Source organism: Humidesulfovibrio idahonensis (assembly GCF_054657715.1).
The window spans coordinates 357,849-383,883 of the sequence record NZ_BAAHYE010000003.1; the positions used below are offsets into that span (position 1 = coordinate 357,849).

The 26,035-nt window shown below is 67.2% G+C and carries 23 protein-coding genes; 8 read left to right on the forward strand and 15 right to left on the reverse strand.

Annotated features, from left to right (window positions below; all coding sequences use genetic code 11):
• The first annotated feature begins 583 nt into the window (after nt 1-583).
• From ACYQ4W_RS08305 to ACYQ4W_RS08325, 5 genes are all read left to right on the forward strand, one after another.
• On the forward strand, nt 584-2,395 hold the full coding sequence (locus ACYQ4W_RS08305) for a carbon starvation CstA family protein (protein WP_459855171.1): 1,812 nt from the start codon (nt 584-586) through the stop codon (nt 2,393-2,395).
• Between the two features lie 149 nt (nt 2,396-2,544).
• Nucleotides 2,545-2,829 (forward strand): Lrp/AsnC family transcriptional regulator, encoded by a 285-nt coding sequence (locus ACYQ4W_RS08310; protein ID WP_459855174.1) that lies wholly within the window; start codon nt 2,545-2,547, stop codon nt 2,827-2,829.
• Nucleotides 2,830-2,878: 49 nt separating this feature from the next.
• Nucleotides 2,879-4,204, forward strand: coding sequence for a glycoside hydrolase family 3 protein (locus ACYQ4W_RS08315; RefSeq protein ID WP_459855176.1), 1,326 nt, complete (start codon nt 2,879-2,881; stop codon nt 4,202-4,204).
• A gap of 22 nt (nt 4,205-4,226) precedes the next feature.
• The gene (locus ACYQ4W_RS08320; RefSeq protein WP_459855178.1) at nt 4,227-6,053 is read left to right on the forward strand and encodes a tetratricopeptide repeat protein; all 1,827 of its coding nucleotides are present in this window, start codon (nt 4,227-4,229) and stop codon (nt 6,051-6,053) included.
• Nucleotides 6,054-6,139: 86 nt separating this feature from the next.
• Complete coding sequence (locus tag ACYQ4W_RS08325) at nt 6,140-6,442, forward strand: YciI family protein (RefSeq protein ID WP_459855181.1); 303 nt, start codon at nt 6,140-6,142, stop codon at nt 6,440-6,442.
• A 69-nt stretch (nt 6,443-6,511) separates the two neighbouring features.
• Here ACYQ4W_RS08325 and ACYQ4W_RS08330 read toward each other — a convergent pair whose 3' ends face one another.
• The 3 genes from ACYQ4W_RS08330 to ACYQ4W_RS08340 all read right to left on the reverse strand — a co-directional run bounded on the left by ACYQ4W_RS08330 (nt 6,512) and on the right by ACYQ4W_RS08340 (nt 10,806).
• Entirely contained in the window at nt 6,512-7,222 is a 711-nt protein-coding gene (locus ACYQ4W_RS08330; protein ID WP_459855183.1) for a superoxide dismutase, read from the reverse strand.
• Nucleotides 7,223-7,293: 71 nt separating this feature from the next.
• On the reverse strand, nt 7,294-9,333 hold the full coding sequence (locus tag ACYQ4W_RS08335; protein ID WP_459855186.1) for a monovalent cation:proton antiporter family protein: 2,040 nt from the start codon (nt 9,331-9,333) through the stop codon (nt 7,294-7,296).
• 126 nt (nt 9,334-9,459) lie between these two features.
• Complete coding sequence (locus tag ACYQ4W_RS08340; RefSeq protein ID WP_459855189.1) at nt 9,460-10,806, reverse strand: TrpB-like pyridoxal phosphate-dependent enzyme; 1,347 nt, start codon at nt 10,804-10,806, stop codon at nt 9,460-9,462.
• 377 nt (nt 10,807-11,183) lie between these two features.
• Between ACYQ4W_RS08340 and icd the strand changes: the two genes are divergently transcribed.
• Complete coding sequence (icd, locus tag ACYQ4W_RS08345) at nt 11,184-12,338, forward strand: NADP-dependent isocitrate dehydrogenase (protein WP_459855191.1); 1,155 nt, start codon at nt 11,184-11,186, stop codon at nt 12,336-12,338.
• 59 nt (nt 12,339-12,397) lie between these two features.
• On the opposite strand, the gene ACYQ4W_RS08350 is transcribed toward icd, so the two are convergent.
• Complete coding sequence (locus tag ACYQ4W_RS08350) at nt 12,398-12,841, reverse strand: hypothetical protein (RefSeq protein WP_459855194.1); 444 nt, start codon at nt 12,839-12,841, stop codon at nt 12,398-12,400.
• Between the two features lie 227 nt (nt 12,842-13,068).
• Between ACYQ4W_RS08350 and ACYQ4W_RS08355 the strand changes: the two genes are divergently transcribed.
• The gene (locus ACYQ4W_RS08355; protein WP_459855196.1) at nt 13,069-13,968 is read left to right on the forward strand and encodes a formate dehydrogenase accessory protein FdhE; all 900 of its coding nucleotides are present in this window, start codon (nt 13,069-13,071) and stop codon (nt 13,966-13,968) included.
• A 73-nt stretch (nt 13,969-14,041) separates the two neighbouring features.
• Here ACYQ4W_RS08355 and ACYQ4W_RS08360 read toward each other — a convergent pair whose 3' ends face one another.
• Nucleotides 14,042-14,407, reverse strand: a complete 366-nt coding sequence (locus ACYQ4W_RS08360) for a hypothetical protein (protein ID WP_459855197.1) — start codon at nt 14,405-14,407, stop codon at nt 14,042-14,044.
• A 210-nt stretch (nt 14,408-14,617) separates the two neighbouring features.
• On the opposite strand from ACYQ4W_RS08360, the gene dinB reads away from it, so the two are divergent.
• Entirely contained in the window at nt 14,618-15,838 is a 1,221-nt protein-coding gene (gene dinB / locus ACYQ4W_RS08365; protein ID WP_459855198.1) for a DNA polymerase IV, read from the forward strand.
• 348 nt (nt 15,839-16,186) lie between these two features.
• Here dinB and trpA read toward each other — a convergent pair whose 3' ends face one another.
• The 10 genes from trpA to pheA form a co-directional block, all read right to left on the reverse strand.
• On the reverse strand, nt 16,187-16,966 hold the full coding sequence (gene trpA, locus ACYQ4W_RS08370; RefSeq protein ID WP_459855200.1) for a tryptophan synthase subunit alpha: 780 nt from the start codon (nt 16,964-16,966) through the stop codon (nt 16,187-16,189).
• Nucleotides 16,967-16,976: 10 nt separating this feature from the next.
• Nucleotides 16,977-18,155: a tryptophan synthase subunit beta gene (gene trpB, locus ACYQ4W_RS08375; RefSeq protein ID WP_459855201.1), complete on the reverse strand. Its 1,179-nt coding sequence runs from the start codon at nt 18,153-18,155 to the stop codon at nt 16,977-16,979.
• Nucleotides 18,152-18,817, reverse strand: a complete 666-nt coding sequence (locus tag ACYQ4W_RS08380; protein ID WP_459855203.1) for a phosphoribosylanthranilate isomerase — start codon at nt 18,815-18,817, stop codon at nt 18,152-18,154. Before ACYQ4W_RS08380 ends, trpB begins: the two co-directional genes overlap by 4 nt.
• A gap of 2 nt (nt 18,818-18,819) precedes the next feature.
• Entirely contained in the window at nt 18,820-19,647 is an 828-nt protein-coding gene (locus ACYQ4W_RS08385; protein ID WP_459858514.1) for an indole-3-glycerol-phosphate synthase, read from the reverse strand.
• Between the two features lie 10 nt (nt 19,648-19,657).
• On the reverse strand, nt 19,658-20,683 hold the full coding sequence (gene trpD / locus ACYQ4W_RS08390) for an anthranilate phosphoribosyltransferase (protein WP_459855204.1): 1,026 nt from the start codon (nt 20,681-20,683) through the stop codon (nt 19,658-19,660).
• Nucleotides 20,684-20,698: 15 nt separating this feature from the next.
• Nucleotides 20,699-21,283 (reverse strand): anthranilate synthase component II, encoded by a 585-nt coding sequence (locus tag ACYQ4W_RS08395; protein WP_459855205.1) that lies wholly within the window; start codon nt 21,281-21,283, stop codon nt 20,699-20,701.
• A complete protein-coding gene (locus ACYQ4W_RS08400; RefSeq protein WP_459855207.1) occupies nt 21,264-22,676 on the reverse strand; it encodes an anthranilate synthase component I family protein in 1,413 nt (470 codons plus the stop codon). Before ACYQ4W_RS08400 ends, ACYQ4W_RS08395 begins: the two co-directional genes overlap by 20 nt.
• Before the next feature lie 96 nt (nt 22,677-22,772).
• The gene (locus ACYQ4W_RS08405) at nt 22,773-23,531 is read right to left on the reverse strand and encodes a prephenate dehydrogenase/arogenate dehydrogenase family protein (RefSeq protein WP_459855208.1); all 759 of its coding nucleotides are present in this window, start codon (nt 23,529-23,531) and stop codon (nt 22,773-22,775) included.
• Nucleotides 23,528-24,919 carry a 3-phosphoshikimate 1-carboxyvinyltransferase gene (aroA, locus tag ACYQ4W_RS08410; RefSeq protein ID WP_459855210.1) on the reverse strand — a complete coding sequence of 464 codons (1,392 nt, stop codon included), beginning with the start codon at nt 24,917-24,919 and terminating at the stop codon, nt 23,528-23,530. The genes ACYQ4W_RS08405 and aroA overlap by 4 nt, the downstream gene beginning before the upstream one ends.
• On the reverse strand, nt 24,919-26,034 hold the full coding sequence (pheA, locus tag ACYQ4W_RS08415) for a prephenate dehydratase (RefSeq protein ID WP_459855212.1): 1,116 nt from the start codon (nt 26,032-26,034) through the stop codon (nt 24,919-24,921). Before pheA ends, aroA begins: the two co-directional genes overlap by 1 nt.
• Nucleotide 26,035 lies beyond the last annotated feature (1 nt).

A 26,035-nucleotide genomic window follows, 5' to 3' on the forward strand; every position in this document is an offset into this window, starting at 1 on the left:
CAAGCGGCCCTGCAGCTTTTCAGGCCTGCAAAGGGCCGGATTCGGGCGGCCGGATTTTGGCGGACGCATTTGGGCGGCCGGATTTTGACGGACGGACTTTCGCGGACGGACTTTAGCGAACCGGCTGGCCAACACGCGGATGCGCACCAGACCGCCCCGCACACGGGCACCGGGCCGCTGACCGTATACAGACTGCGCCCCCGACCGGACGAAAGCAGCTCGCCGACTGGCCGACGGACCGAGCCTGCCGAGCGGGCCTGCCGACCGAGCGGGCCTGCCCACAGGGGGCCGCAAACCTGTCCCGGGGCGTGCCCATAGCCCCCCTCGCGGCCATCGCCCGGGCCATACCGGTCCCCGCAAGGGTGCCGTGAACGTTGGTCGAAACGGTGCCCGGACCGGTGCCGACGGCGCAGTTCGGCTTCATGCCCGGCACGCCGTGGATCCGCCCCGGCGCGGCGATGCATTTCAACCCGCCATTCCGACGCTTCATCCCCCATATGCGCCTTTTCGCCCACAGGGCATTGCATAACCAGGGGGCAACTGCCAGATTGTTCTCACAATTGCCAAAAGCAAGGAGGACTGCATGAATGCGTTGACACTAGTATTCGTCTCACTGTGCGTCTTCGCCATCGGCTACAGGTTCTACGGCCTGTTCATCGCCAACAAGGTGTTGGGGCTGAAGGCCGAGCGCGTGACCCCGGCCATTAAAATGGCCGACGGCCGCGACTACGTGAAGACGAACAAGTTCGTGCTCTTTGGACACCACTTCGCGGCCATCGCCGCGGCCGGACCGCTGCTCGGACCGGTGCTGGCGGCGCAGTTCGGCTACATGCCGGGCACGCTGTGGATCATCATCGGCTGCGTTATGGCCGGCGCCGTGCACGACATGGTGGTGCTCTTCGCCTCCGTGCGGCACAAGGGCCACAGCCTGGGCAAGATCGCCGACAGCGAGATCGGCAAGGTGACGGGCCACGTGGCCTCGTGGGCGGTGCTGTTCATCCTCATCCTGACCCTGGCCGGGCTCTCCATCGCCGTGGTGAACGCCATGGCTGAAAGCGCCTGGGGCACCTTCACCGTGTTCGCCACCATTCCCATCGCGCTTTTGATGGGCGTTTACCTGCACGTCTGGCGCGAAAACGACGTCACCGGCGCCTCCATCATCGGCGTTGTGCTGCTGTTCCTGGCCATCATCGCCGGCCCGTACGTCGTGGCCGACCCCACCCTGGGGCCCTTCTTCAACATGAGCAAGAAGACCATCGCGCTGACCATCCCGGTCTACGGCTTCGTGGCCTCGGTGCTGCCCGTGTGGCTGCTCTTGTGCCCGCGCGACTACCTGTCCACGTATCTTAAGATCGGCACCATCGTCATGCTGGCTGCGGGCATCATCTTCGTGCAGCCCACCATGCAGATGCCGGCCTTCACCCAGTTCATGAACGGCGGCGGACCGGTCATTCCCGGCCCCGTGTTCCCCTTCATCTTCATCACCATCGCCTGCGGCGCGCTGTCCGGATTCCACGCCATCATCGGCACCGGCACCACGCCAAAGATGATCGGCAACGAGCGCGACATCCTGTTCGTCGGCTTCGGCGCCATGCTTGTGGAAGGCTTTGTGGCCATCATGGCCCTCATCGCCGCCTGCACCCTGGTCCCGGCCGACTACTTCGCCATCAACGCAACCCCGGCCGCCTTCGCCAAGCTTGGCATGCCGGTGCAGGATCTGCCCGCCCTGGCCGCGGCCGTGCAGGAGAACATCCAGGGCCGTCCCGGCGGCGCGGTCTCCCTGGCCGTGGGCATGGCCCACATCTTCGCCAAGGTGCCGTTCATGCAGCACCTGATGAGCTACTGGTACCACTTCGCCATCATGTTCGAGGCCGTGTTCATCCTCACCGCAGTCGACACCGGCACCCGCGTGGGCCGCTTCTTCCTGCAGGAGATGATCGGCACAGTGATTCCGAAGTTCGACGACAAGCGGTGGTGGCCCGGCGTCATCTCCACCAGCGCCCTGTTCACGGTTTCCTGGGGCTACCTGGTCTACACCGGCGACATCTCCACCATCTGGCCCCTGTTCGGCATGAGCAACCAGCTGCTGGCCTCCTGCGCGCTGATCATCGGCACCACCATGATCATCCGCATGGGCAAGGCCCGTTATGCCTGGATCACCGCAGTGCCGGGCGTGGCCATGGCCTTCATCACCATGTACGCCGGCTATCTGAACATCTTCAACAACTACCTGCCCGCCGGCAAGTACCTGCTGGCCGGTCTCGGCGGGCTGGTCATGGTGCTCATGGTCTTCGTGTTCGTGGGCGCCATCCGCCGCTGGATGGAGCTTTTGGCCATAAAGACCACGGTGAAGGACGAGTACGGCGAGACCGTTGTCGCCCTGGCCGAGGAATAACAAGCGCAAAACAACAATGCGCCGCGTTGCGGCAAGGCCCCTGGACCAACGTCCGGGGGCCTTTTTTTCGCCCGCAAAGCGCCTTGACCCGCCACAGCCCTTTGACCCGGGGCGCGCAACACGCTATGAACGGCCAACGGAGGAACGCCATGACCAACGCCATTGTGCTCATGCACGTGCAGCCCACTGCCATCAACGTGGTGGCCCAAAAACTCGTCGCCATCGACGGCATCAGCGAAGTCCACTCCGTGGGGGGCCGCTACGATCTGGTGGCCATCATCCGCGCCAAGGACAACGAGGACCTGGCCACCATCGTTACGGAAAAGATGCTGCTCATCCAGGGCATCACCGGCACGGAGACGCTCATCTCCTACCGCGTCATCTCCAGCTACGACCTTGAAAGCACCTTCTCTCTGGGCAGCGAGCGGCCTTAGGCCCGCGCGCCACGGCTCCGGCGCGGCGCGGCGTCATTGGCCCGCGCTTGTGCTGGCGCTTTTCGCCCTGCTCCAGGGCTGCGCCCTCGTCCGCCACAAGCAGCCCACGCCGGAATTGCGGCGCATGGCCGGCCAGATGCTGCTCATCGGCTTCCGCGGTGCGGAACCGGCGGACCAGAACGGCGCGCCTCTGCCCATTTTGCGCCAGGTGGCCGAACAAAACCTCGGCGGCGTCATCCTGTTCGACCGCGACGCGGTTTTGGGATCGGGCGGGCGCAACGTCCAAAGCCCGGCACAGCTCTCCCGCCTCACCGCCGCCCTTGCCCGCGCCGCCGCGGAGGCCAACCTGCCGCCGCTGTTCATCGCGGTCGACCAGGAAGGCGGCCGGGTGCAGCGGCTCAAGCCCGTTTACGGTTTCCCGGACTCTCCCGCCGCCGCCGAGCTTTGCCCGGACGGCGCCCCCGGCCCGAGCGACGCGGCAAGCCCGCCCTCCAGCCCGAACACCAATGCGCCCGCCAGTACGCCCGCCAGTGCAGGCGGCGGCGCAGGGCCGGTCCTCGCCGCAAGTCCAGCGTTCAACGCGGGCCAGGCCACGGGCCGCATGCTGCGCGACGCGGGCCTGAACCTGGACTTCGCGCCCGTGTGCGACGTGAACGTGAACCCGCAAAACCCGGTCATCGGCGGCCTGGGCCGCAGCTTCGCGGCTGATCCGCTGCGCGCGGGCATGTGCGCGGCGTCTTTTGCGCGCGGGCTCAAAAGCCAGGGCGTGCTCACCGCGGCCAAGCATTTTCCCGGCCATGGCTCAAGCACCTCAGACAGCCATCTGGGCTTCACCGACGTCACCGGCACCTGGACCGAGACCGAGCTTTTGCCCTTTGCCGCGCTGATGCGCGAGAATCTCGCGGACATGGTCATGACCGCCCACGTGTACAACGCGCGCCTGGACCCCAAGCGTCCGGCCACCCTGTCGCGCGCGGTCATAACCGGCCTGCTGCGCGGCAAGCTGGGCTACTCCGGCGTGGTGGTGACCGACGATTTGCAGATGCGCGCGGTGACGAGCGCCTACGGCTTCAAGGAGGCCCTTGGGCTGGCGGTCAACGCCGGGGCCGATGTCTTGCTCATCGGCAACAATCTGGAGTACGATGACGCGATAGGGCAAAAGGCGCTGGACGCGCTCATGGCGCTGGTTGCGGAGGGCAAGGTCCCGGCCGCGCGCATCCGTGAATCCTACGCGCGCATCCTTTCGCTCAAGATGACGTTGCCGACCGCGCTGCCGACCGCGCTGCCGATTGCGCCCGAGCCGGTCCGCACCCCGTCGCCCGAAACCAAGAGCTCCGGGCTCAAGCCCGCTGCCGCAGCTCCGGCCGGGCAGTAAGGCAACCCGTGAAGGACCGATCGTGAGCAGGCCCCGCAAGACTTCCGCCCCCGTCCGCCAGGCAGCGGCAACGGACCAGCGCCCGCGCACAGACATGCGCGGCGGCGTGCCCGGTGTTGCCGGGCTTCTGGCCGCGCCGCCCTGGGCCCTGGCCGCCGTGGCCGTGGTGCTTGTGGCCGCGCTGTATGCGCGTGTGGCGGGCTTCGAGTTCGTGAACCTGGACGACTCCGCCTTCATCTTCGACAACAAGCACGTCATGACCGGGCTCAGCTGGGAGAACATCCGCTGGGCCTTCGGCCTGAACGAACTCAACTACTGGCAGCCCCTCACGTGGCTTTCGCTCATGCTGGACAGCAGCCTGTACGAAAACTGGCCGGGCGGCTTCCACCTGACGAGCCTGGCCCTGCACTGCGCCAACGTGGCCCTGCTCTACGGCCTGGTGCTGCGCTGGACCGGCCTCAAGTGGCCCGCGTTCGCGGTGGCCCTGCTTTTCGGCCTGCACCCCGTGCATGTGGAGTCCGTGGCCTGGGTGACGGAGCGCAAGGACGTGCTGTTCATGTTCTTCGGACTGCTGGCCTTGCGCAGCTACACCATCTACGCGCGCAAGCGGGCCCAGGGACAAGGCGGCCTGCTCGATCTGTGGCCCGCGCTGCTGGCCTATGCCGCGAGCCTGGCCGCCAAGCCCATGCTGGCCACCCTGCCCGCCCTGCTCCTGGTGCTCGACTTCTGGCCCTTGGGGCGCTTCCAGCGCAAAGACGATGCCCCCGGCGCGCCGGGCCTGCCCGCCCTGCTGCTGGAAAAGCTGCCCTTCCTGCTGCTCGCGGCGGCAATGGCCCTGCTCACGCTCTCGTCGCACCCGGCCAATTACGACTCCTTCAATCCGGGCCTGGGGCACAGGCTGGCCGTGGGCGCGGCCGCGTATGTGGACTACCTGCGCCTGCTGGTGTTCCCGGCGGGGCTTGCGGCGTTCTACCCCTATCCGCAGAGCATCCCCCTGGCCAAGCTCTGCGCCGCGCTGCTGCTTGTGCCGGGCATCGCCTGGGCCGCCCTGCGCCAGGCCCGCCGCCGCCCGTACCTGCTGGCCGGCTGGCTCTGGTTCATCGGCACCCTGACGCCGGTGCTCATCTCCCCCAAGGTGGGCATGCACACGCCCTACGCCGACCGCTGGACCTACTTTCCGTTCCTGGGCCTGTACCTGGCCCTGGCCCTGCTTGCGCGGGAGGGGCTCTTGCGCATGGCCGACGAAGCCCTGCGCAAGCGCGTGGCCCTGGCCGCAGCGGGCATTTTGCTGGTCGTGCTGGGCACCGTGTCCTCCCTGCAGCTCGGCTGGTGGCGCAACGCTTCCAGCCTGTACGAGCGCGCCCTGGCCGTCACCGAGGACAATTATTTCATCATGAACAATTACGGCGTGCTGCGCATGCACGCGGGCGACGGCGACGCGGCGGAGAAATGGTTCCGCAGGTCCATCACCGTGCGGCCAGGCTTCGGCAAGGCCCTGGGCAACCTCGGCATCCTCTACACCTCGCAGGGCAAGTTCGCCCTGGCCATGCAATTCTTCGCCAGCGCCCTGCAGGAAGATGAACGGCTCGGCGGCGAGGCTTACGAGGACCACTACGGCATGGGCTTCTGCCTGGCGCAGCTGGGCCGCTACGACGAAGCCAAGGAGCATTACCAGAAGGCCCTGCAGCTCCGGCCGGACTATCCGCAAGCGTACAACGACCTGGGCAACATCGCCCAGGCCCAGGGCCGGCGCGAGCAGGCCATAGGCTACTTCGAGAAGGCGCTGCGCCTTGACCCCGGCTACGTGGTGGCCCAGGGCAATCTGGCGCGGGCCAAGGCCGCTCCCTGAGCCGCCCACAGGCTCCGGCGCACCCGGCAACAGCACACAACGGCTTGGCAGAATAACGACCACTTCCATTCAACCCAGGAGATCCAATGTACCTCGTGCTCATGAATTACGTGAAGCCCCTGTCCGTCATCGATGAACTGCTGCCCGCCCACAGGAAGTTCCTGGAGGCCAATTACCAGGCCGGGCTGTTCCTGCTCTCCGGCCCGCGCGAGCCGCGCAACGGCGGCATCATCATGGCCCAGGCCGGCAGCCGCTGGGAGCTGGCCGCCGTGCTGGAGCAGGACCCCTTTGTCACCGAGGGCGCGGCCACTTACGAGATCATCGAGTTCAAGGCCACGCGCACGGGCAAGGCCATACGCTTTCTGCTCGACGGCGAATGCCAGCAGTAGACGCCGGACGCAAAAAAGGGCTGCGGTTCGTCGCCGCAGCCCTTGCCTGATGCTCGATTCCGAAGGCCGCTATTTCAAATTCGCGGCCACGAAGTCCCAGTTCACCAGCTTGTCCATGAAGGCGTTCACATAGTCCGCCCTGCGGTTCTGGTAGTCCAGATAGTAGGCGTGCTCCCACACGTCCACCACCAGAAGCGGCGTTGCGCCGTGGGCCAGGGGCGTGTCGGCGTTGGACGTGGCCACCACCTTGAGCTTGCCGCCCTCCTGCGCCAGCCAGCCCCAGCCGCTGCCGAACTGCCCCACCGAGGCGTCCACAAAGGCCTTGCGGAAGGCGTCGTACCCGCCAAACGAGCCCATGATGGCCTCCATCAGCTTGCCTTTGGGCATGCCGCCTCCGCCGGGCTTCATGCACTTCCAATAAAAGGCGTGGTTGTAGGACTGGGCCGCGTTGTTGAACAGCCCGCCGCCCTTGGCCGCCGTGGCCTTGATGATGTCTTCCAGGGATTTGCCCTCCAGGCCGGAGCCCGGCAGCATCTTCTTCACGTTGCCCACATAGGCCGCGTGGTGCTTGCCGTAATGGAACTCCAGCGTGCGGGCGGAGATGACCGGGTCCAGCGCGCCCATGGCGTAGGGCAGCGGAGCCTGGTCCAAGGAGTCGGCCGCAAAGGCCGAGGAGAAGGGGAACAGCGTCGGGGCCAGCAGCCCCACTCCGGCAACTCCGGCCAAGGTCATGAATTCACGGCGGTTCAGTCCGGTCGCGGCGTCTTTGGTCTCACTCATGGGGCTCTCCTTGTGGATTGGGGTAAAGATGGGAGTCATTCCTATTCTCTCCGCCCAAAGGCCCCGATCTGTCAAGCGGGCATCGGCTCCGTCCTCTCCCAGGGGCGCACGCGCCCGGTGAACAGCCCGGCCTTGGCCTTGATGTCCGCATGGGGACCGAAGACATAGGCCACATCGCCCGCCATGAGCCTCAGCGTGCCGTCCGGGTTGGCCATCACCTCGCCCTCGCGTCCCACGGCCACTATGGTCAGCCCGTGGGTCTTGCGCAGGTCGGCCTCAAGCAACGTCTGGCCGTCGAGGATGGACCCGAGCTCCACGGTGAGGGCGCTGACGTCCATGCCGGGGAACTGCCGGTTCAAGGTGCAGAACGACTCGCCCCGCACCTCCGTGCTGCGCAGCATCTCGTAGCCCTCGGAGCGCACCTCCTCGGTGAAGCGTTCGATGTCGCCGCGCGGCACCAGGTAGCGCATCATCACCCGGGTGAAGATCTCCACGCTGGTCTCGAACTCCTCGGGGATGACATCGCTTGCGCCAAGCTCCACCAAGGGCTCTATCTCGCTCAAAAAACGCGTGCGCGTGATGATGTGCAGACCGGGGTTCATCTTGCGCGCGGCGTCGGTGATGCCCCGCACGGAAACGGGGTCGCTGACGACCACGGCCAGCACGCGGGCGTCCGGCACGCCGACGTACTCCAGCACCGCGGTCTGGCTGGCGTCGCCGTAGATGATGGGCTCGCCCGCGGCCGCGCTGGTGCGCACCGTGTCCGGGTTCATCTCCACCACGCGGTAGGCGATGCCGAAGCTTTTGGCCGCGCGCGCCAGGTGCTTGCCGCCCACGCCGAAGCCCACAATGACCAGATGGTCCGCCACGCAGGCGTGGCCGGAGCAGGCGGCGTCCATCTCCTGCTCAAAGGGGCGCTTGCGCATGCGCGAAAAGAACGGCAGCCCGCGCACCCATTCCGCCACCCGGGGCGAAAGCCCGATGAGCGGCGGGGTGAGGGCCATGGTCATGATGCTGGCGGCCAGGAACAGCTGGTAGTCCTCGGCGTCCATGAGCCCGTGGGCGAGCCCCACCTTGGCCAGCACGAAGGAGAACTCGCCCACCTGGCACAGCGCCAGGCCGACCATGACCGCCGGCCGCACGGGAAAGCCCAGCATGAAGGCGGCCAAGGCCGCCATGAGGGCCTTGAGCACCAGCACCGCGCCCGTGGCCCCAATGACCGGCGGCAGGTGGTTCACCAGATAGTTCACGTCGAGCAGCATGCCGACGGAGATGAAGAACAGGCTGGTGAACACGTCGCGGAAGGGCATGATGCCCTCCAGCGCGCTCAGGCTGTACTCGGATTCCGAGATGATGAGCCCGGCCAGAAACGCGCCCAGGGAAAGCGACAGCCCCACCTGCGAGGTGAGAAAGGCCGTGGCCAGGCACATGGCCAGAGTGCTGATGAGAAACAGCTCGCGGCTGCGCGTTTGCACGATGCGGTGCAAAAGCGGCGGCACCACCTTGCGCGCCAGAAAAAACACCAGCCCGACCATGCCGATGCCCTTTACCGTGGGCCACAGAAACGACAGGCCGGAGCCGCCCTCCCCGCCCATGCCGCCGGCCAAAAAGGGGATGACGAGCATCATGGGCACAACGGCGAGGTCTTGAAAAATGAGGACGGACAGGCTGATGCGGCCGTGGACCGAGTCCATTTCCGCGCGCTGCTGCAAAATCTTGAGCACGATGGCCGTGGACGACAGCGCGGCCAAAAAGCCGATGAAGACCGAGTGGGAGACGCTCTGCCCCAGGCCGTAGGCCAGGGCGCCAAAGGCGGCGATGGTGAACAGCACCTGCCCGCCGCCGCCAAGCATCACGCTCTTCTTCAGGCGCACAAGCTCGCCGATGGAAAGCTCCAGGCCGATGGTGAACAGCAGCAGCACCACGCCCACCTCAGCCATGACCTCGACCTCGTGCACGGCGCTGACAAGCCCCAGGCCGTAAGGTCCGGCCAGCACGCCGGTGATGAGGAAACCCACGATGGGCGGTATGCGCACCTTGTGGCACAGGTAGATGACGGCCACGGAAAGGCCGAAGACAGTGAGTATTTGCGAAAAGAGTGTCAGATCCATCGTTCTTATGTGGACGATCAATTCCAAGAGGTCAATACGCAAGCGGCTTTCGGCCGCGCTTCAAACAAAAGGGGGGACCGGCCGGCCCCCCCCTCGTTTGCGAGCCCTGGTGGGCTTTGAGTCTTCTTAGCCCTTGATGGTGGGGCACACGGACAGGGCCTCGTCGATGCACTCCTGGGGCAGCTCGTAGTTGGTCAGCTCGCCGCGCAAAAAGGCGTCGTAGCTGGCCAGGTCGAGCATGCCGTGGCCGGAGTAAAGGAAGACCACGCAGGAGCCGGGCTTGGCCTCCTTGGCGATCTCGATGGCGCTCTTGATGGCGTGGGAGGTTTCGGGCGCGGGCAAAAAACCCTCGGTCTTGAGGAACAGCTGCGCGGCCTCGAAGCACTCGCCCTGATAATAGGCGCGCGCGTCCACCAGTCCCTCGGCCATGAGGTTGCACACGATGGGCGCGTCGCCGTGGTAGCGCAGGCCGCCCGCGTGGATGGGCGCGGGCATGAAGGCGTGACCCAGGGTGTGCATCTTCATCAGCGGGGTCAGCCGGGCCATGTCGCCGTAGTCGTAGCGGTAGGCGCCGCGCGTCAGGCTCGGGCAGGCCTTGGGCTCCGCGGCCACGAAGGTGATGTTCTCTCCCGCCAGCTTGCGCGGCAAAAAAGGCAGCACCAGCCCGCCGAAGTTCGAGCCGCCGCCCACGCAGCCGATGAGATAGTCGGGCTTCTCGCCCGCCATTTTCAGCTGCAGCTCCGTCTCCAGGCCCACAATGGACTGGTGCAGCAGCACGTGGTTCAGCACGCTGCCCAGGGTGTACTTGGTGTCGTCGTGGGTGGCGGCGTCCTCCACGGCCTCGCTTATGGCCAGGCCGAGGCTGCCCTTGCAGCCGGGGTCCTTGGCCAGCATGGCGCGTCCGGCGTTGGTCTGCTCGGAGGGCGAGGGGAAGATCTCGCCGCCGTAGGCGTTGATGAGGATCTTGCGGTAGGGCTTCTGCTCGTAGCTCACCTTGACCATGTAGACCGTGCACTGCATGTCGAACATGCTGCACGCGAAGGAGAGCGCCGTGCCCCACTGGCCCGCGCCGGTCTCGGTGGAGAGCCTGCGCACGCCCTCGCGCTTGTTGTAGAACACCTGGGGCACGCTGGTGTTGGTCTTGTGCGAGCCCGACGGCGAGACGGATTCGTTCTTGTAGTAGATGCGGCACTTGGAGCCGATGGCCTCCTCCAGCCGTTTGGCGCGCACCAGCGGCGTGGGGCGGAACAGGCGGTAGATGTCCTTCACTTCCTCGGGAATCTCGATGAAGCGCTTGGGGCTCATCTCCTGCTCAATGAGCGATTCCGGGAAGATGACGGACAGCTTGTCCGGGGTCATTATCTCGTGGGTCTGCGGATCCAGGGGCGGGGCCAGCGGGGTGGGCAGGTCCGGCAGGGCGTTGTACCAGGCGCTCGGCATCTCGTTCTGGGGCAGGTTGATTCTGGTTTCCATCCGTGTCCTCCTCGGAAGTGTCTTCCGTCGCAGAGTGTTTGAGCCCGCAGCCAGGAACCGCCCCATCGCGCATCCGGCGCAAAAAAAGGGCCACGGTCCTGTGAAGTCCGCGGCCCTTGAGTAGAGCATCCGTCAAGCCGGCGGCTTCATTGCCTATGCCACCAGAGCCACCAGCCCTTGCTGGAAATATGAGCAATACTTTTACGCATGATTTGTGGTTACTTGGCCCGGCCGCAATTGTCAAGCCGCCGGGACGGCGCCTTGGCCCCGCCTGAGCCGCGGGCACTTGCCTTGCGGCCGAAGCCCGGCTATCAGGGGTGGCACGCGGACGCCGCAGCGATACGGCGCGGGACCGCGAATTTTGTTCGGGAGGCATCATGGTGGAAAAGGTCGTTTATTTTATTGAGGGCGACGGCATCGGCCCCGAGGTTTGGGCGGCTGGCCGTCCCGTGCTCGAAGCGGCGATCAAGAAGGCCTACGGCGATTCCAAGAAGCTCGTGTGGAAGGAGCTTTTGGCGGGCGAAAAGGCCCTGCGCGAAACGGGCGAGAACCTGCCCCAGGCCACGCTGGACGCGCTCAAGGGCGCGGAGCTGGCCATGAAGGGCCCGCTGGGCACGCCGGTGGGCAAGGGCTTCCGCAGCCTCAACGTCACCCTGCGCCAAATGTTCGACCTTTACGCCTGCATCCGCCCCATCAAGTACTTCCCCGGCATCGAAAGCCCAGTGAAGCACCCCGAGCGCGTGGACATGGTCATCTTCCGCGAGAACACCGAGGACGTGTACGCGGGCATCGAGTGGGCCGCGGGCACGCCCGAGGCCAAACGCGTGGTGGCCTTCCTGCGCGATGAAATGGGCGCCAAGCTCACCGACGATTGCGCCATCGGCATCAAGCCCATGACGGAAAAGGGCTGCAAGCGCCTGGCCCGGCGCGCGGTGAAGTTCGCCATCGACCAGAAGCGCGGCAGCGTCACCCTGGTGCACAAGGGCAACATCATGAAGTACACCGAGGGCGGGTTCCGCGCCTGGGGCTACGAGATGGCCGCGGCCGAGTTCGGCGAGTTCACCATGACCGAGGCCGAGGCCGCCGAGGGCATGAAGAAGCCCGTGGTCATCAACGACCGCATCGCCGACGCCATGTTCCAGGAGGCGCTCATCCGCCCCGAAAAATACAGCGTGGTGGCCACCACCAACCTGAACGGCGACTACATCTCCGACGCGCTGGCCGCGCAGGTGGGCGGGCTTGGCCTGGCCCCGGGCGTGAACATGAGCGACACCCTGGCCTTTTTCGAGGCCACCCACGGCACCGCCCCGACCATTGCCGGCAAGGACATGGCCAACCCCGGCAGCCTCATCCTCTCCGGCACCATGATGCTGGAGCACCTGGGCTGGTTTGAGGCCGCCCAGCTGGTGCACGCTTCCGTGGCCAAGGCCATCGCCGCGCGCAAGGTCACCGTGGACCTGGCTTCCCAGATCGAGGGCGCCAAGGCCGTGGGCTGCAAGGAGTTCGGCGAGATTCTCCAGGCCAATCTGTAAGGATTCGGCAAGACGAAGACGGGCCGTCCCTCCGGATCTTCTGGGCGGGCGGCCTTTTTCTATGCGTTGGGCAGAGGCTCCGACGACGCGTCGGACACAGTGTCGGGCGTGATGTCCACGGTCCACAGTTCGCGCGGACCTTGCTGGGCGGCCTCCAGCAACAGGCGCACCTGGGCCAGCACAAAAACGCTTTCGCGCACCAGGCAGCGGGCAATGGCCTGGGCCTTGGCCCGGTCGCCCCGCTTCACCGCGTCGCCCACGGATTTGGCGAGGTCACTCATGCCGTAGGCGCGCACGGCCCCGGCAATGTTCACAAGGGAATGCAGCACGGTCCGCGCGCCCAGCTCGTCCCAATCGGCCAGGTGCGTGCTCAACTGCTGCACGCGCTCCGCAGCCTGCACCTGAAACAGGGCCAGCATCTGCGAAAGCACATCCTCGCTCCCGGCAAAGGCTTCCTCAAGGCTCGACAGGTTGATTCCGGTCGCCACAAAGGTCTTTTCCATACACCACCATACGCTTGCAAAATTCTCCAACTCCTACTTATCGTATACTGCCGTAAGCACAGCCGCAAGAGGAATATGGAAATTCCGGGGTCCAGACCATGAAAGCGCCGTTCCCGGTTGCATCCGCCGGCGGCAGCAGGTATGGTTGAAAACGCGGATTCGCTAGCCAAGCAAGCAGCCCGCCTGCAAAATACCCTGAGGGCGAACCACCTCTGAAGGATGACTGAATGCACATTGCCAATCAGGTTGAGGATGAGATTGACGCCCGGACCATGACCGCACGCTTCGCGGAGATACGCTCCCAGGAGATTCTGCCCGAGGGGCTCATCGGCCTGGTGGAGCAGGTGCTGCCCCTGACGCGCCGGGCCATGGCCGAAGCCAAGATCGCGCTGCCCGCGCGTGCGGCCTGCGCCTCAGACGAAGCCATGTTCGCCGGCAGCCCGCTCTTGCTGCGCCAAGACTTTCCTTTCGACATGGACCAGGCGCTGGCGCTTGTTCCGGCCCTGCTCGACATCCTGGCCGCCACGGGCGACGATGCGGCCAAGGCCGCCCAAGCCCTGCGCCAGGCCTTGGAATCGGGCGCGCTGGACGCCAAGGCCGCGCTTCTCGCCCTGCCCAAGGGCGACGACGCCCTTTTCGCCCACTGGCGCAAGGAGCTCTCCGACAGCCCCCGGGCCCTGGACTTCGTCATCACCACCGCACTCTCCCCCAGCCTGGCAGTTGCGGCGCAGGGGCTGGCCGCCTACCTGCCGGAGAACCTGCCCCACGAGCACGGCCACTGCCCGCTGTGCGGCAGCCTGCCCTATGTTTCGCTGCTGAAGGAGAAAGAAGGCCAGCGCTTCGGCGTGTGCTCCTTCTGCGGGTTCGAGCACCACATCCGGCGCATCGCCTGCGCCTACTGCGACGAGAGCGACCAGGGCAAGCTCAAGCTCTTCCGCGTGGCCGAATACCCCGGCGTGCGCGTGGACGTGTGCGAGACCTGCAACATGTACATCAAGACCCTGGACTTCCGCGATTTGGACAAGCGGCATCTGCCCGCCCTGGACGACATGGCCAGCGTTGCGCTGGACATTCTGGCCCAGCAGCAGGGCTACAAGCGCCCCACCCTTTCCGCCTGGGGCTTTTAAGGCCCGCGCAAACAAAAAAGGGCGCGCCCCGGCGAGGAGCGCGCCCTGAACCGTGTCAAGACACGGTCATCCGCTATTCTTGGGGCAGCAGCTCCGCGCGCACAAATTCCGTTATGTCGTTGCCGAAGTGGACGTAGACGTCCTTTTCGCCCGCGACAGGGCTCCAGAAGGCGTCCATGAACTTGCGCGACTTTTGCGACCAGGCAGTGCTGCGCACGCCCGACCCCTGACGCAGGGCCTTTGCGGCCAGACAGCCCTTGCAGGGCGCGTCGCTGGCGTTGAGCGAATGGCAGGTGACCCCGGCGCAGATGCCGAGCCCGGCCGCAACCTGGTTCACGGCCAGAATCGTCCTGCTGGCGTGCACCAGCATCACGGGTCCGGGGAACATGTCCCACATCAGGTGAAACGAATCCAACACGTGCTGCTTCACTTCGTCCATCGGGAACCTCTCCTTGCTGGTCTGGTTTCCAGCCCACCCAAACGGCCCCTCCATACCCTCGCTGAATTTTTATGTAAACGGTTCCCGTTGTTTAAAATGCATTGTCCACAGGCACAAGGCGCACGCGGCGGGCCAATGGCGAAACGATGGCGAAACGATGGCCAGCCGCGCCCTCTTTCCATATGGCCCGGTCTGTCGTACCAGGAGCACATGGACGAGGCGGCAAACATGGCACCGGGCGCGCAGCGGCGCATCGCGCACATCGACATGGACGCGTTCTTCGCTTCCGTGGAGCAGCTGGACCACCCGGAGTGGCGCGGCAAGCCGCTGGCCGTGGGCGATGGTCCGCGCTCGGTGGTCTCCGCCGCCAGCTACGAGATCCGCGCCTTTGGCGTGCACTCGGCCATGCCCGTGCAGCAGGCCAAAAAGCTGTGTCCGCATGGACTCTTCGTGCCCGTGCGCATGTGGCGCTACAAGGAGATCTCGCGCCGGGTCATGGCCGTGCTGCAGCGCTTTTCGCCCCTGGTGGAGCAGGCCAGCGTGGACGAGGCCTACCTTGACGCCACGGGGCTGGAGCGCCTGTTCGGCCCGCCGGAGGAATTTGCGGAAAGCCTGCGCGCCGCGGTCAAGGCCGAAACCGGCCTCACCTGCTCCGTGGGCATTGCGCCGGTGCGCTTTCTGGCCAAGATCGCCTCGGATTTCCACAAGCCCGACGGCGTGACCATCATCCGGCCGGAGGACGTGCGCGCGTTCCTCGACGTCCTGCCGGTGCGAAAGATCCCCGGCGTGGGCGGGCGCACCCTGGAAACGCTGAACGCCCTGGGCGTGCAGCGCGCGGGCGATGTGCTCAACCACCCGCCCGAATTCTGGAAGCGCCACCTGGGCGAACGCGGCCTGTGGCTGCACGCCCTGGCCCAGGGCCGCGACGACCGCCCCGTGACGCCCTTCACCCCGCCCAAAAGCTCCAGCGCGGAAAACACCTTCAGCAAAGACACCCGCGACGCCGCGGTGCTGCGGCGCTGGCTGCTGCTGCAAAGCGAGCGCGTGGGAGCGGACCTGCGCGCCCAGGGCGTGCGCGGCCGCACGGTGACGCTCAAGGCCAAGTTCGCGGACTTCACCCAGGTGACGCGCTCACGCACGCTGGCCGAGCCCGTGAACGACTTCCAGAGCATCTTCGACACCGCGCTGGCCTTGCTGGCCGAGCTGAACCCGAAGAAGGACCTGCGGCTCATCGGCGTGGGGGTGAGCCAGTTCGGCGAGCGGCCCGCCCGCCAGCTGTCGCTCTTGGACCTCGCGGCCGAGCAGGACCGGCCCACGGCCACGATCAAGGCCAAGCCCAAGGGCGCGCTGGACCAGGCCCTCGACACGGTGCGCGGGCGCTTCGGCAAGGGCGCCATCGTGCGCGGCGATTTGCTGGACTTCGACGACTAGGCGGCGACGGGACTGCGAGCGGAAGGCGCCCTCCTGAATTGCGACGACTCCCCGGCGGCCAGGCAGCGCCAGGACGACGACTGGACGGCGATGAGGCGGCGAATGAAGGGCGAGCGCCCGGCGTCTGGATGACGACCGGACGGCGATGAGGCGGCGACGAGCGGCAACCGCGTGGCGCCGGGAGGGCGAAAGGCCAGCCGGTTCGCGCGCCTGCTTCCGCCCTGGCAAACAGCGTCGAACGCCGGGACAAGCCTCACCTCGAAACGTCCCCGCGCACAAAGCCTCCTCCACACAAAAAAAGACGGCGAGCCGAAGCCCGCCGTCCCTTTCAAACCCGGCCGCGCCGGGCTACTTCCATATTTGCATGAATCCCTTGGCGTCGCCGCCCGCGTCCAGGTGGCGGATGAGCGCGCTGCCGAACACGGCCGCGTCCACCAGACCGGTCAGGTCCTTCAGCTGGTCCGGGTGCTTGAGGCCGAAGCCCAGGGCCACCGGCACCGGGAAGGCGGCCTTGGCGGCCTGCAGGCCCTGCTTCAGGTGCGCGGGCAACCCGGTGTCGAAGCTGGCGCGCACGCCCGTGGTGCCCAGCACGGACACGAAGTAGGCGAAGCCCTTGGCCTTTGCGCCGTAAAGCGCCATGCGCTCCGGCGTGGTGTTCAGGCCCACCAGGGGAATGAGCGTCAAACCCTGCGGATCAAAGGCCGCGTGGATGAAGCCCGCCTCCTCGAAGGGCACGTCGGCCAGGATGACGCCATGCACCCCGGCCGAAGCCGCGTCGCGGGCGAAGGACTCCAGGCCGTATTGCAGCACCGGGTTCAGGTAGCCCATAAGGACCAGCCCGGCCTGGAAGCGGCCCTTGCGCGCGGCCAGCTCGCCCAAAATCCACTTCAGGTTCACGCCATCGTCCAGGCACTTGAGGGAGGCGTGCTCCACAACCGGCCCGTCGGCCACGGGGTCGGAAAACGGCATGCCGATCTCGATGATGTCCGCGCCGCTCACGTCCAGGGCCTCTATCTCGTCCCAGAAGCGCTTTCTGTCCGGGTAGCCAGCGGGCAGAAAGGGAATGAGGGCCAGGCGGCCCTTGGCGCGGGCGGCCTCGATGCGTTTGGTCAATATGTTGGTGCTCACGTTCGCCCCCTTAGGCCTTGTGCGCCAGGTAATCGTTCACGATGTCCAGGTCCTTGTCGCCGCGGCCGGAGAGGCAGACCACCACGTTGGCGCCGGGCTTCAGGCTGCCGGCGTTCTTGAGCACCCAGCCCAGCGCGTGCGAGCTTTCCAGCGCGGGCATGATGCCCTCGTGCCGGGAGAGGTCCACAAAGGCGTCGAGGGCGACGTCGTCCGTGACCGACACGTACCGGGCGCGTCCGCTGGCCTGATAGGCCGCGTGCTCCGGGCCGACGCCGGGGTAGTCCAGGCCGGGGGCGATGGAGTGCGAGGGCAGGATCTGGCCTTCATCGGTCTGGATGAGCTGGGTGTGCATGCCGTGCAGCACGCCGGGGCTGCCCTGCTTGGACAGGGGCGCGGAGTGCCAGTCGCCCGGCTTGCCGGAACCTGCGGCCTCCACGCCGATGAGCTGCACCGAGGCGTCGGGCACGAACTCGTGGAACGCGCCGATGGCGTTGCTGCCGCCGCCCACGCAGGCCACGACGTAATCGGGCAGCGCGCCCGCCTGGTCGAGCATTTGCGCCCGCGCCTCGCGGCTGATGACGGCCTGCAGCTCGCGCACCAGAAGCGGGAAGGGATGCGGCCCGGCCGCCGTGCCGAAGCAGTAGTGGGTGGTCTCCTGCTCGGCAATCCAGGCGCGCAGGGCGGCGTTGATGGCGTCCTTCAGGGTTTTTGTGCCGGAATCCACCGAGACGACCTCCGCGCCGAAAAGCCGCATGCGACGCACGTTGAGGCTTTGCCGCTCCACATCAAGGGCGCCCATGTAGATGGTGCACTCCAGGCCCAGGCGGGCGGCGGCCAGGGCCGAGGCCACGCCGTGCTGGCCCGCGCCGGTCTCGGCGAGCAGCCGCGTCTTGCCCAGCTTCTTGGCCAGCAAGGCCTGGCCGATGGTGTTGTTCACCTTGTGCGCGCCGCCGTGGGCCAGGTCCTCGCGCTTGAGCCAGAGCTTGACGCCCAGCTTGGCCGAAAGGTTGGGGCAGAAGGTGAGCGCGGTGGGCCGGCCCACGAAGTGCTTGAGCTCGCTCGCCAGCTCGTCCTGGAACTCCTTGGAGGGCAGGATGCGCTCCATGGCCTCCTCAAGCTCAAGCAGCGGCGGCATGAGCAGCTCGGGCACGAACTGCCCGCCGAAATCGCCGAAGTAACCTTTTTTCACGGGTTCTCCCCTTTCGTTTGGGCCGCGCGGAGAACGTTGAACGCCTCGCGCAGCTTCGTTTTGTCTTTTATGCCCGGCGCGCTCTCCACGCCGGAGTTCATGTCCAGGCCAGCCGGCCGGAACCGGGCCAGCAAAGGGCCGATGGCCGATGGGCCGACGCCCCCGGCGAGCAGCCAGGGCCGGGGAAAGCGCGTCGCGGCCAGAATCTCCGCCGCGTTCCGCTCTATTTCCCGTCCATGCCCGCCGCCGCCGCTGCCCGCGTCCACCAGGAACAGGCGGCAGAAGGAGGCGAAGCGGTCCACCTCGGCTTGAAAGGTCTCAACATTTGCGGCCCTCTCGGGCCAGAGCACCTTGATCACGCGCTCCGGGCCCATGCTTGTGCAGAAAGCCTCGTCCTGCCCGCCGTGCAGCTGCGCCAGATCAAGCCTGCCCGCGTCCATGAGCGCCCGCGTTTCGTCCACGCCCTGCCCCACAAACACACCCACCTTGAGCGCGCCCATGAGGTCCGTGGCGCGGTCGAGCCCGGCCGGAAACGCCGGGTCCACGTTGCGCGGGCTCTTGGGGTGGAAGATGAAGCCGAGCATGTCCGCGCCCAGAGCCGCGGCGAGCCGCGCGTCCTCGGGCCTCGTGTTGCCGCAGATCTTCACCAACAGGCGGCTCATGGCTATGCGCCCTCTTTCTTCGCCAGCTCCAGCGCCGCGCGCCGGGCCTGGGCCACGCCCGTCAGCTCGGCCAGGGCCGCGCCGGGGTCGGGCCGGCTCATGAGCGAGGTGCCGATGAGCACGGCGTCGAAGCCCAGGTCGGCCATTTCGTGCAGCTGGTCCGGGGTCTCCAGGCCGCTGGCGCTGATCCAGACCTCGCCGTCGCCCCTGGTGCGCGCCAACCGCCGCGAAACGGCCAGGTCCGTGGTCAGGGTGTCCAGGTCGCGGTTGTTCACCTGGATGATGGACGCCCCGGCCCAGCGGGCCATGTCCAGGTCCGCCTCGTCAAAGACCTCGCACACGGCCTCCAGGCCATGTTCGGCGCAGAGTTCGAGCATCTCCCGCACCTCGTCCGCGCCGGGGAACATGCGCATGATGAGCAAAAGCGCGGAGGCCGGGGTGGCCGCCGTCTCCAGCACCTGCGCGGGGTCGAGGAGGAAGTCCTTGCGCAGCATGGGCTTGCCGGCAAAGGCCATGGCCTCCAGAAAGTCCAGGTTGCCCTGGAAGTGCGCCTGCTCCGTCAGGACAGAAAAGGCCGCCGCGCCGTTTGCCGCATACATGCGGGCCACGTCCGCCGGGGTCAGGTCCAGGTTGATGACCCCGCGCGAGGGCGAGGCGCGCTTGTACTCGGCGATGACCGCCGGAGCGCCCGCGCCGCGCAGGGCCCGGCTGAACAGGGGCCGTTCGCCCCGGCCCGGAAAGATCCACGGCGCCGGCATTTCTCCGGCCTCGGCCAGTTTGCGCAAGCGCAAGATGCCCGGCAGCTGCGCCTCGCGGAAACGGGCGAGCATTTTTCCCATGTTATGCGTCATGCCCGGCAAACCTCCTGGCCGCGCCATCGGCGACGGCGTCCTTGGCCTCAGTCATGCACAGGGCCATGTCCTTGCCCGTGGCCAGGTGCAGGGCCGCGCCCAGGTTCAGGGCGGTCATGGCCTGCATGGCCGCGTTGCCCCGGCCGGAAAGCACGGCCTTGATGGCCGCCAGGGCCGCGGGCTTGTCGGCCACGCGCACGTCCTCCGTGGAAAATCCGGCCAGACCGTAGTCCGCGGGATTCAGGCGGAAGGGCGACACGCCGCCGCCGGCCACGGCAAAGCCGGTGGTGGGGCCGAAGGGCGTCAACTCGTCGAAGCCGCCCGTGCCGCCATCCGAACCATGTATGACCAGGGCCGTGACCGTGGGCGCGATGAGCGCCAGGGTGTCGGCCATGAGCGGCAGGGATGCGGCTGTGCCCACGCCGAGCAGCTGGTGGCTGGGCCGCGCCGGGTTCAAGAGCGGGCCCATGAGATTGAACAGCGTGCGTATGCCGAGCTCGCGCCGCACCGGGGCGATGTATGCGAAGGACGGGTGGTAGTTCGGCGCGAACAAAAACACGAAGCCTGTTTTCGCCAGTTCCTCCGCCACCTGGTCCGGCCCGGTGGAGAGCGAGATGCCCAGGCCCTCCAGGGCGTCGGCGCTGCCGCTGGAGGACGACACGGCCCTGTTGCCGTGCTTCACCACCCGGTGGCCCAAAGCCGCCAAATAGAGCGACACGGCCGAGGAGCAGTTGAAGCTTGAGGTGCGGTCGCCGCCGGTGCCCACAATGTCCAGAACGGGCTTGTCCGTGGGCAGGTCGCGCACCAGCCGGGCCTTGGCCAGACCGGCGCGGGCGGCCTCGGCCAGCTCCACCGGGGTTTCGCCCTTGGCGCGCAGGCCCATGAGCAGCGCCCCGGCCTGGGCCGGGGTCAAGAGCCCCTCGAAGAGCTGGCCGAAGGCGTGGGCCGCCTGTTTGACGGACAGGTTGCCCCCGTTGCCCAGGGTGTCCAGAATGTCACGCATGTTCTCGGTCATGACGCTAAGCCTCCGTTATGCCTTGGCGCGGCCAAGGAAATTGGCCAGAAGTTTCGGGCCGTCCGGTGTCAAAATGGACTCCGGGTGGAACTGCACCCCGCTCCACGGGCGGTCGGTGTAGCACATGCCCATGACCTCGCCCTCGGCCGTTTTGGCGGTGACGCGCAGCTTTTCCGGGGCCTCGTGCGCCAGGACGATGAGCGAATGGTAGCGGCACACTTCAAAGGGATTGGGCAGACCGGCGAAGATGTCCGTGCCGTCGTGCTCAACCGGGCTGGTTTTGCCGTGCATGATTCGGTCGGCCCGGACCACGCTGGCCCCGGCGAAGTGCCCCAGGGTCTGATGGCCCAGGCACACGCCCAAGGTTGGCACCTGCATGCCGGTCTTTTCCAGCAGGGCCAGGAACTTGAGGCAGTTGCCCGCGTTTTCCGGGCGGCTGGGCCCGGGCGAAAGGCACACGCGCGTCAGGCCCGCCACGAAGGCGGGGTCAAGCAGCTCGGCGCGATCGTTGCGCAGCACCACGGGCTCTGCCCCCAGCTGCTGGAAGGCCTGCACGAGGTTGAACGTGAAGGAGTCGAAGTTATCGATCAGCAAAAACATCGCCAACCCCCTTGGAGGAGAGAATCTCTTTAATGATGCGGGCCTTGTTGTTGCACTCCTGCCATTCCTTTTCCGGGTCGGAATCGTAGACCAGCCCGGCGCCGGCCTGCCAGTTGCACACGCCGTCGCGGAACCACATGCTGCGGATGGTGATGCCCGTGCCCAGGTGCACAGGGCCTTTGCCCAGTCCCAGCCAGCCCAGCGCGCCCGCGTATGGTCCGCGCTCCTGCTGCTCCACCCGGGCGATGGTCTCCATGGCCCAGATCTTGGGCGCTCCGCTCACCGTGCCCGCCGGGAAGGTGGCGGTCAACACGTCGATGGCGTCCAGGTCGTCGCGCAGGTCGGCCTCCACGTAGCTCGTCAGGTGCATGACGTGGGAAAAGCGCTCCACCTGCATGAACTTGGCGACCTCCACACTGCCGGATTTGGCGATGCGGCCCAAATCGTTGCGGCCCAGGTCCACCAGCATCACGTGCTCGGCGCGCTCCTTGGGGTCGGCCAAAAGCTCGCGCTCAAAGGCCGCGTCCTGCGCCTCGGTGCCGCCGCGGGGCCGGGTGCCGGCAATGGGCCGGACCTCGAGCTTGCCCGCCTGGCAGTTGACCATCATCTCCGGCGAACTGCCGAGGACGGTCTCCTCCTCGAAGCGCATGAAGAACATGAACGGCGAGGGATTGGCCTGGCGCAGGCGGCGATACACGCCGAAGGGCTGGCCCTTGAAGGGCGTCTTGAAGCGCACGGAGAACACGAGCTGGATGCCTTCGCCCTCGGTGATGAGGCGCTTGGCCTCGCGCACCTGCTCCATGTATTCCTCGCGTCCGGGCACGGCCGTGGGCTCCTGGGTCACAAGCTCAAAGGAGCCCAGATCGCCGAGTTTGGCGGGCGTCGGGCCGCCGTTGTCGTCGAGGGAAAGGTAGCAGCAGCGATGGCGCAGATGGTCGTACAGCACGGTCTGGCCGGGCAGCACCAGGCGCACCTCGGCGTCCTTGGGCGGCAGGGCCTTGAGCAGTTTCGGCTCCAGCATGCCGCCAACGCTGTAGCCCAGGTAGCCGTACAGTGCGCGGGTCAGCGCGGGCAGCGGCTCCTTGAGGGCAGGCTGCTCAATCTCCACCTGGGGCAGCAACTTGCGCAGGCCTTCCATGAACGGCATTCCGGCCAGGGGCTGCAGGCCCGCCAGACGCTCGTCGCGGATGTCGAGCGCGAGGTTGCCGTCCTTCTGAGTGGCGATGAGCCGGAAGTCCCAGGCGATCAGGCTGTAACGTCCCAAACGGCCGTCGACCTCGGCGCTTTCGAGCAGGATGCCGGGCTGGTCGCCCACAAGGCCCAGGTACAGGCTGATGGGCGTCTGCACGTCGGCCGGGAGCCACTTCCCGTAATGTTTCAGATGAATATCCATGGATTCCTCCGTTTCGTAAAAAAAATGGCCGCACCCCACCTTGGGACGCGGCCAACACTTACCGTCCGTCTTCGCCCTCAGGCGAAAGCCGCGTCCCTATGCCATGTCGCGCCACCACCAGGAAGCCCTGGCGGAGAGCAGGTCGAGATCGCCCCCGGCGGCCAGGTCCAGGTAGGCCGTGAACTGGCGCACGGTCTCCTGCAAAAAGGGGTTGTCCTCGGCGATGAGCTGGAACAGCTCGCGGTCTTTCGTCAGCATTTTGCGCGCCGCCTCAAGCCTGCGCTCGAAGGAGGGCACGCGGAAATTCTCTATGCCAGGGGTCTGCCGGGCGGCGGCCAGGTAGGCCACGGTGGTGATGAAATTGAGCCCCTGCACCACGGCCATGGCCCGGTCGTGCTCCTCGGCCGTGCTGGCGAAGGGCGTGAAGCCCGCGCGGGCGAACACGTCGCTCACGGCCTCGGCCGCGCCGTCTCCACGTCCGGGGGTCACGGCCACGCGCGGCTCAAAGCCCTCGGGAATCACCGGCCCGAACAAGGGATGCGTGCCCACCACGGGTCCGGCGTAGGCCTCCAGCATCTGGGCCAGGGGGTTCACCTTCACCGAGCACACGTCGCAGAGGATGGCCCCGGCGGGCATGAACGGGGCCAGGCGCTCGGCCACGGCGCGCGTGGCGGTGACGGGCACGGAGATGAGCACCAGCTCCGCCCCGGCCAGAGCCGCCGTGATGGCCTCGTCCGCATAGGGGCGGTCCAGGGTGGTCACCGCATACCCGGCCTTGTGGAAGGCGCGCACAAAGAGCGCCCCCATCTGGCCGCGCGCGCCGACGATCGCGATGGTGCGGACGGGCGCGCTCATTTCCCGGCCTCTTTGGCCGCGGCGGCAATGGGCGCAAAGGCGTCCCAGAAACCGGGAAAGCTCTTGGCCACGCAGCCGGGGTTGTCGAACACCGCCTCGATGCCCGCCAAGGCGAACAGCGACGGCCCCATGACCAGGCGATGGTCGGAGTAGGCGCAGAATTCGATGCGCCGCCCGGCCTGGAGCGGCGCGGGCGTGACGATCAATCCGTCGGGCAGGATCTCGGTGCCGCAGCCGGTCTTGGCGATCTCCGTGGCCAGGGCCTGCAGGCGGTCGCTTTCCTTGATGCGCAAATGCGCCACGTTGACGATGGTGGTGGGCGAATCCGCAAAGCAGGCGGCCACGGCCACGGTTGGCACAAGATCTGGGCAAGCGCCCATGTCCACGTGCACGCCGCGCAGCCGTCCGCCCTCCGGGGCGCGGACGGTCACGGCCTCCACGCCCTGGTCCGTGGTCCAGGCAACCTGCGCGCCCATGGCGGAAAGAATGTCCAGAATGGCGCGGTCGCCCTGGAGCGAACCCTGGCGCAGGCCGGTGACGCACACGGGATGCGCGCCCACGGCTCCCGCCGCCAAAAAGTAGGAGGCGTTGCTCCAGTCGCCCTCCACATGGAGGTTGCGCGGCTGGTAGCGGCCGGGCTCCACCTTGAAGCGCAGCTGGCCGGGCGCGGCGCTGGCCACGCTGGCGTGGTCCACGGCCTGGAAGCGGCCCTCGCGCAGAACCTCCACCACCGCGGGCACGCCGAAGTCGGCCATGGCCTGCAGCGTGAGGGAGACATAGGGCCAGCTCACGGCCTTTTCGCCGCTGATGTTGATGGTCAGCGGGCCGCGCGCCAGGGGCGCGGCGAGCAGCACGCCCGAAAGGTACTGGCTGCTCTCCTCCAGGCGCACGTCGATGGCGCCGCCGGGCAGGCCGGAGGTTTCGACCACCACGGGCGGATAGCCGGGCTTTTCCTCAAAGCGGTAGCGCACGCCCAGGGGCGAGAGGGCGCGGGCGGGCTCGCCCAGGGGCCGCTGGTGCATGCGGCCCTCGCCGTGGATGCGGAAACTGCCCTGCCCAGCGGCCACGACCCCGGCCAGCAGGCGGCAGGTGGTGCCGCTCTCGCCCACGTTGAGGTCGGCGGGCGCGCCGTCGCCAGCGCCCGCAGGACCGCCAACGGGACCGCCCACTGGACCGGCGGGCATGCCGGTCACCACATACCCGCCAGCCGCGACGCGGATGAAGCCCGCGCCGCAAGCCGTCAGGCAGTCCATGGTCCGGGCCGTGTCCTGGCTCTCCAGCACGCCGCTGAGGCGGCTTTCCCCGTTCGCCAGGGCCGCGCCGATGAGCGCGCGGTGCGACAGGGACTTGGAGGCCGGAGCCTGGACGCGGACCGCAGCCTTGGGCATTACTGCCTCCCCGTGGCGTTCAGGTGCGGGCCGGAGGGGTACGAGCCAAGGATGCGCAAGGTGTGGCACTTCTCGCGCAGCTCGGCCAGGAAGCTGTCGTACTCCATGCGCGAGAGGTCGCACTCAAGGTCGGTGAAGAACACGTACTTCCACTTCTCGCCGCGCAGGGGGCGGCTTTCCAGCTTGGTGATGTTGATGGCCCGGCCCGCGAAGGTTTCGAGCACGCCCGCCAACGCGCCTGGCTTGTCCGGCACGGTGAAGAGCAGCGAGGTCTTGTCGCGGTTGCCGCCCTCGCTCACGCGCGGGCCGATGACCAGAAAACGCGTCCAGTTGTCGGGCAGGTCCTCGATGTGCGCGGCCAGGATGTTCAGCCCGTAGCGTTCGGCCAGACTGATGTGTCCGATGGTGGCGACCTCCGGGCCGCGCGCCGCCGCTATCTCCGCCGCGGCCGCCGTGCTGCTCGAGGGCACCAGGGTGCGGCCGGGCAGGTTGTTCTTGAGCCAGTCGGAACACTGGTCCAGCGGCTGCGGGTGCGAGTGCACCTCCTTCACCTCGGCCTGGGTCTTGGCCTTGCCCATAAGGCAATGGGTGATGCGGCAGAACAGCTCCGCCTGCACGTAGACCGGGAAGAGCATGAACAGGTCGACCACCTGGCCCACCGTGCCCTGGAGCGAATTCTCCAGGGGGATGACGCCGAGTTCGGCCTCGCCGTCGACCACGGAGCGGAAGATCTCCTCGAAGTTGGCCTTGGGCGTCAGCTCCGCGCTGCGGCCCATGTATTCCAGCCCGGCAAAGTAGCTGAAGGTGCCCTCCGGTCCCAGGTAGACCACGCGCTCCGGGCGCTGCAACCGGCGCGAGGAGCTCATGATCTCGCGGTAGATGGCGTGCAGGTGGCTGTCCGGCAGGGGGCCGGGATTGCGCTTGGCCAGCCGGTCCATCACTTCCTTTTCGCGGAAGGGCTTGAACACCGAGTCCGGCGAGTCCTTCTTGGCCCGGCCCACGCCGATGCTGATGATGGCGCGGCGGTTCAGCAGGTCGAGGATGCCGTCGTCCAGGCGGTCTATCTCCGCCCGGAGGGAGCCGAGCTCCTGCGCCGGCGTTTTGGTGTCGCTCACG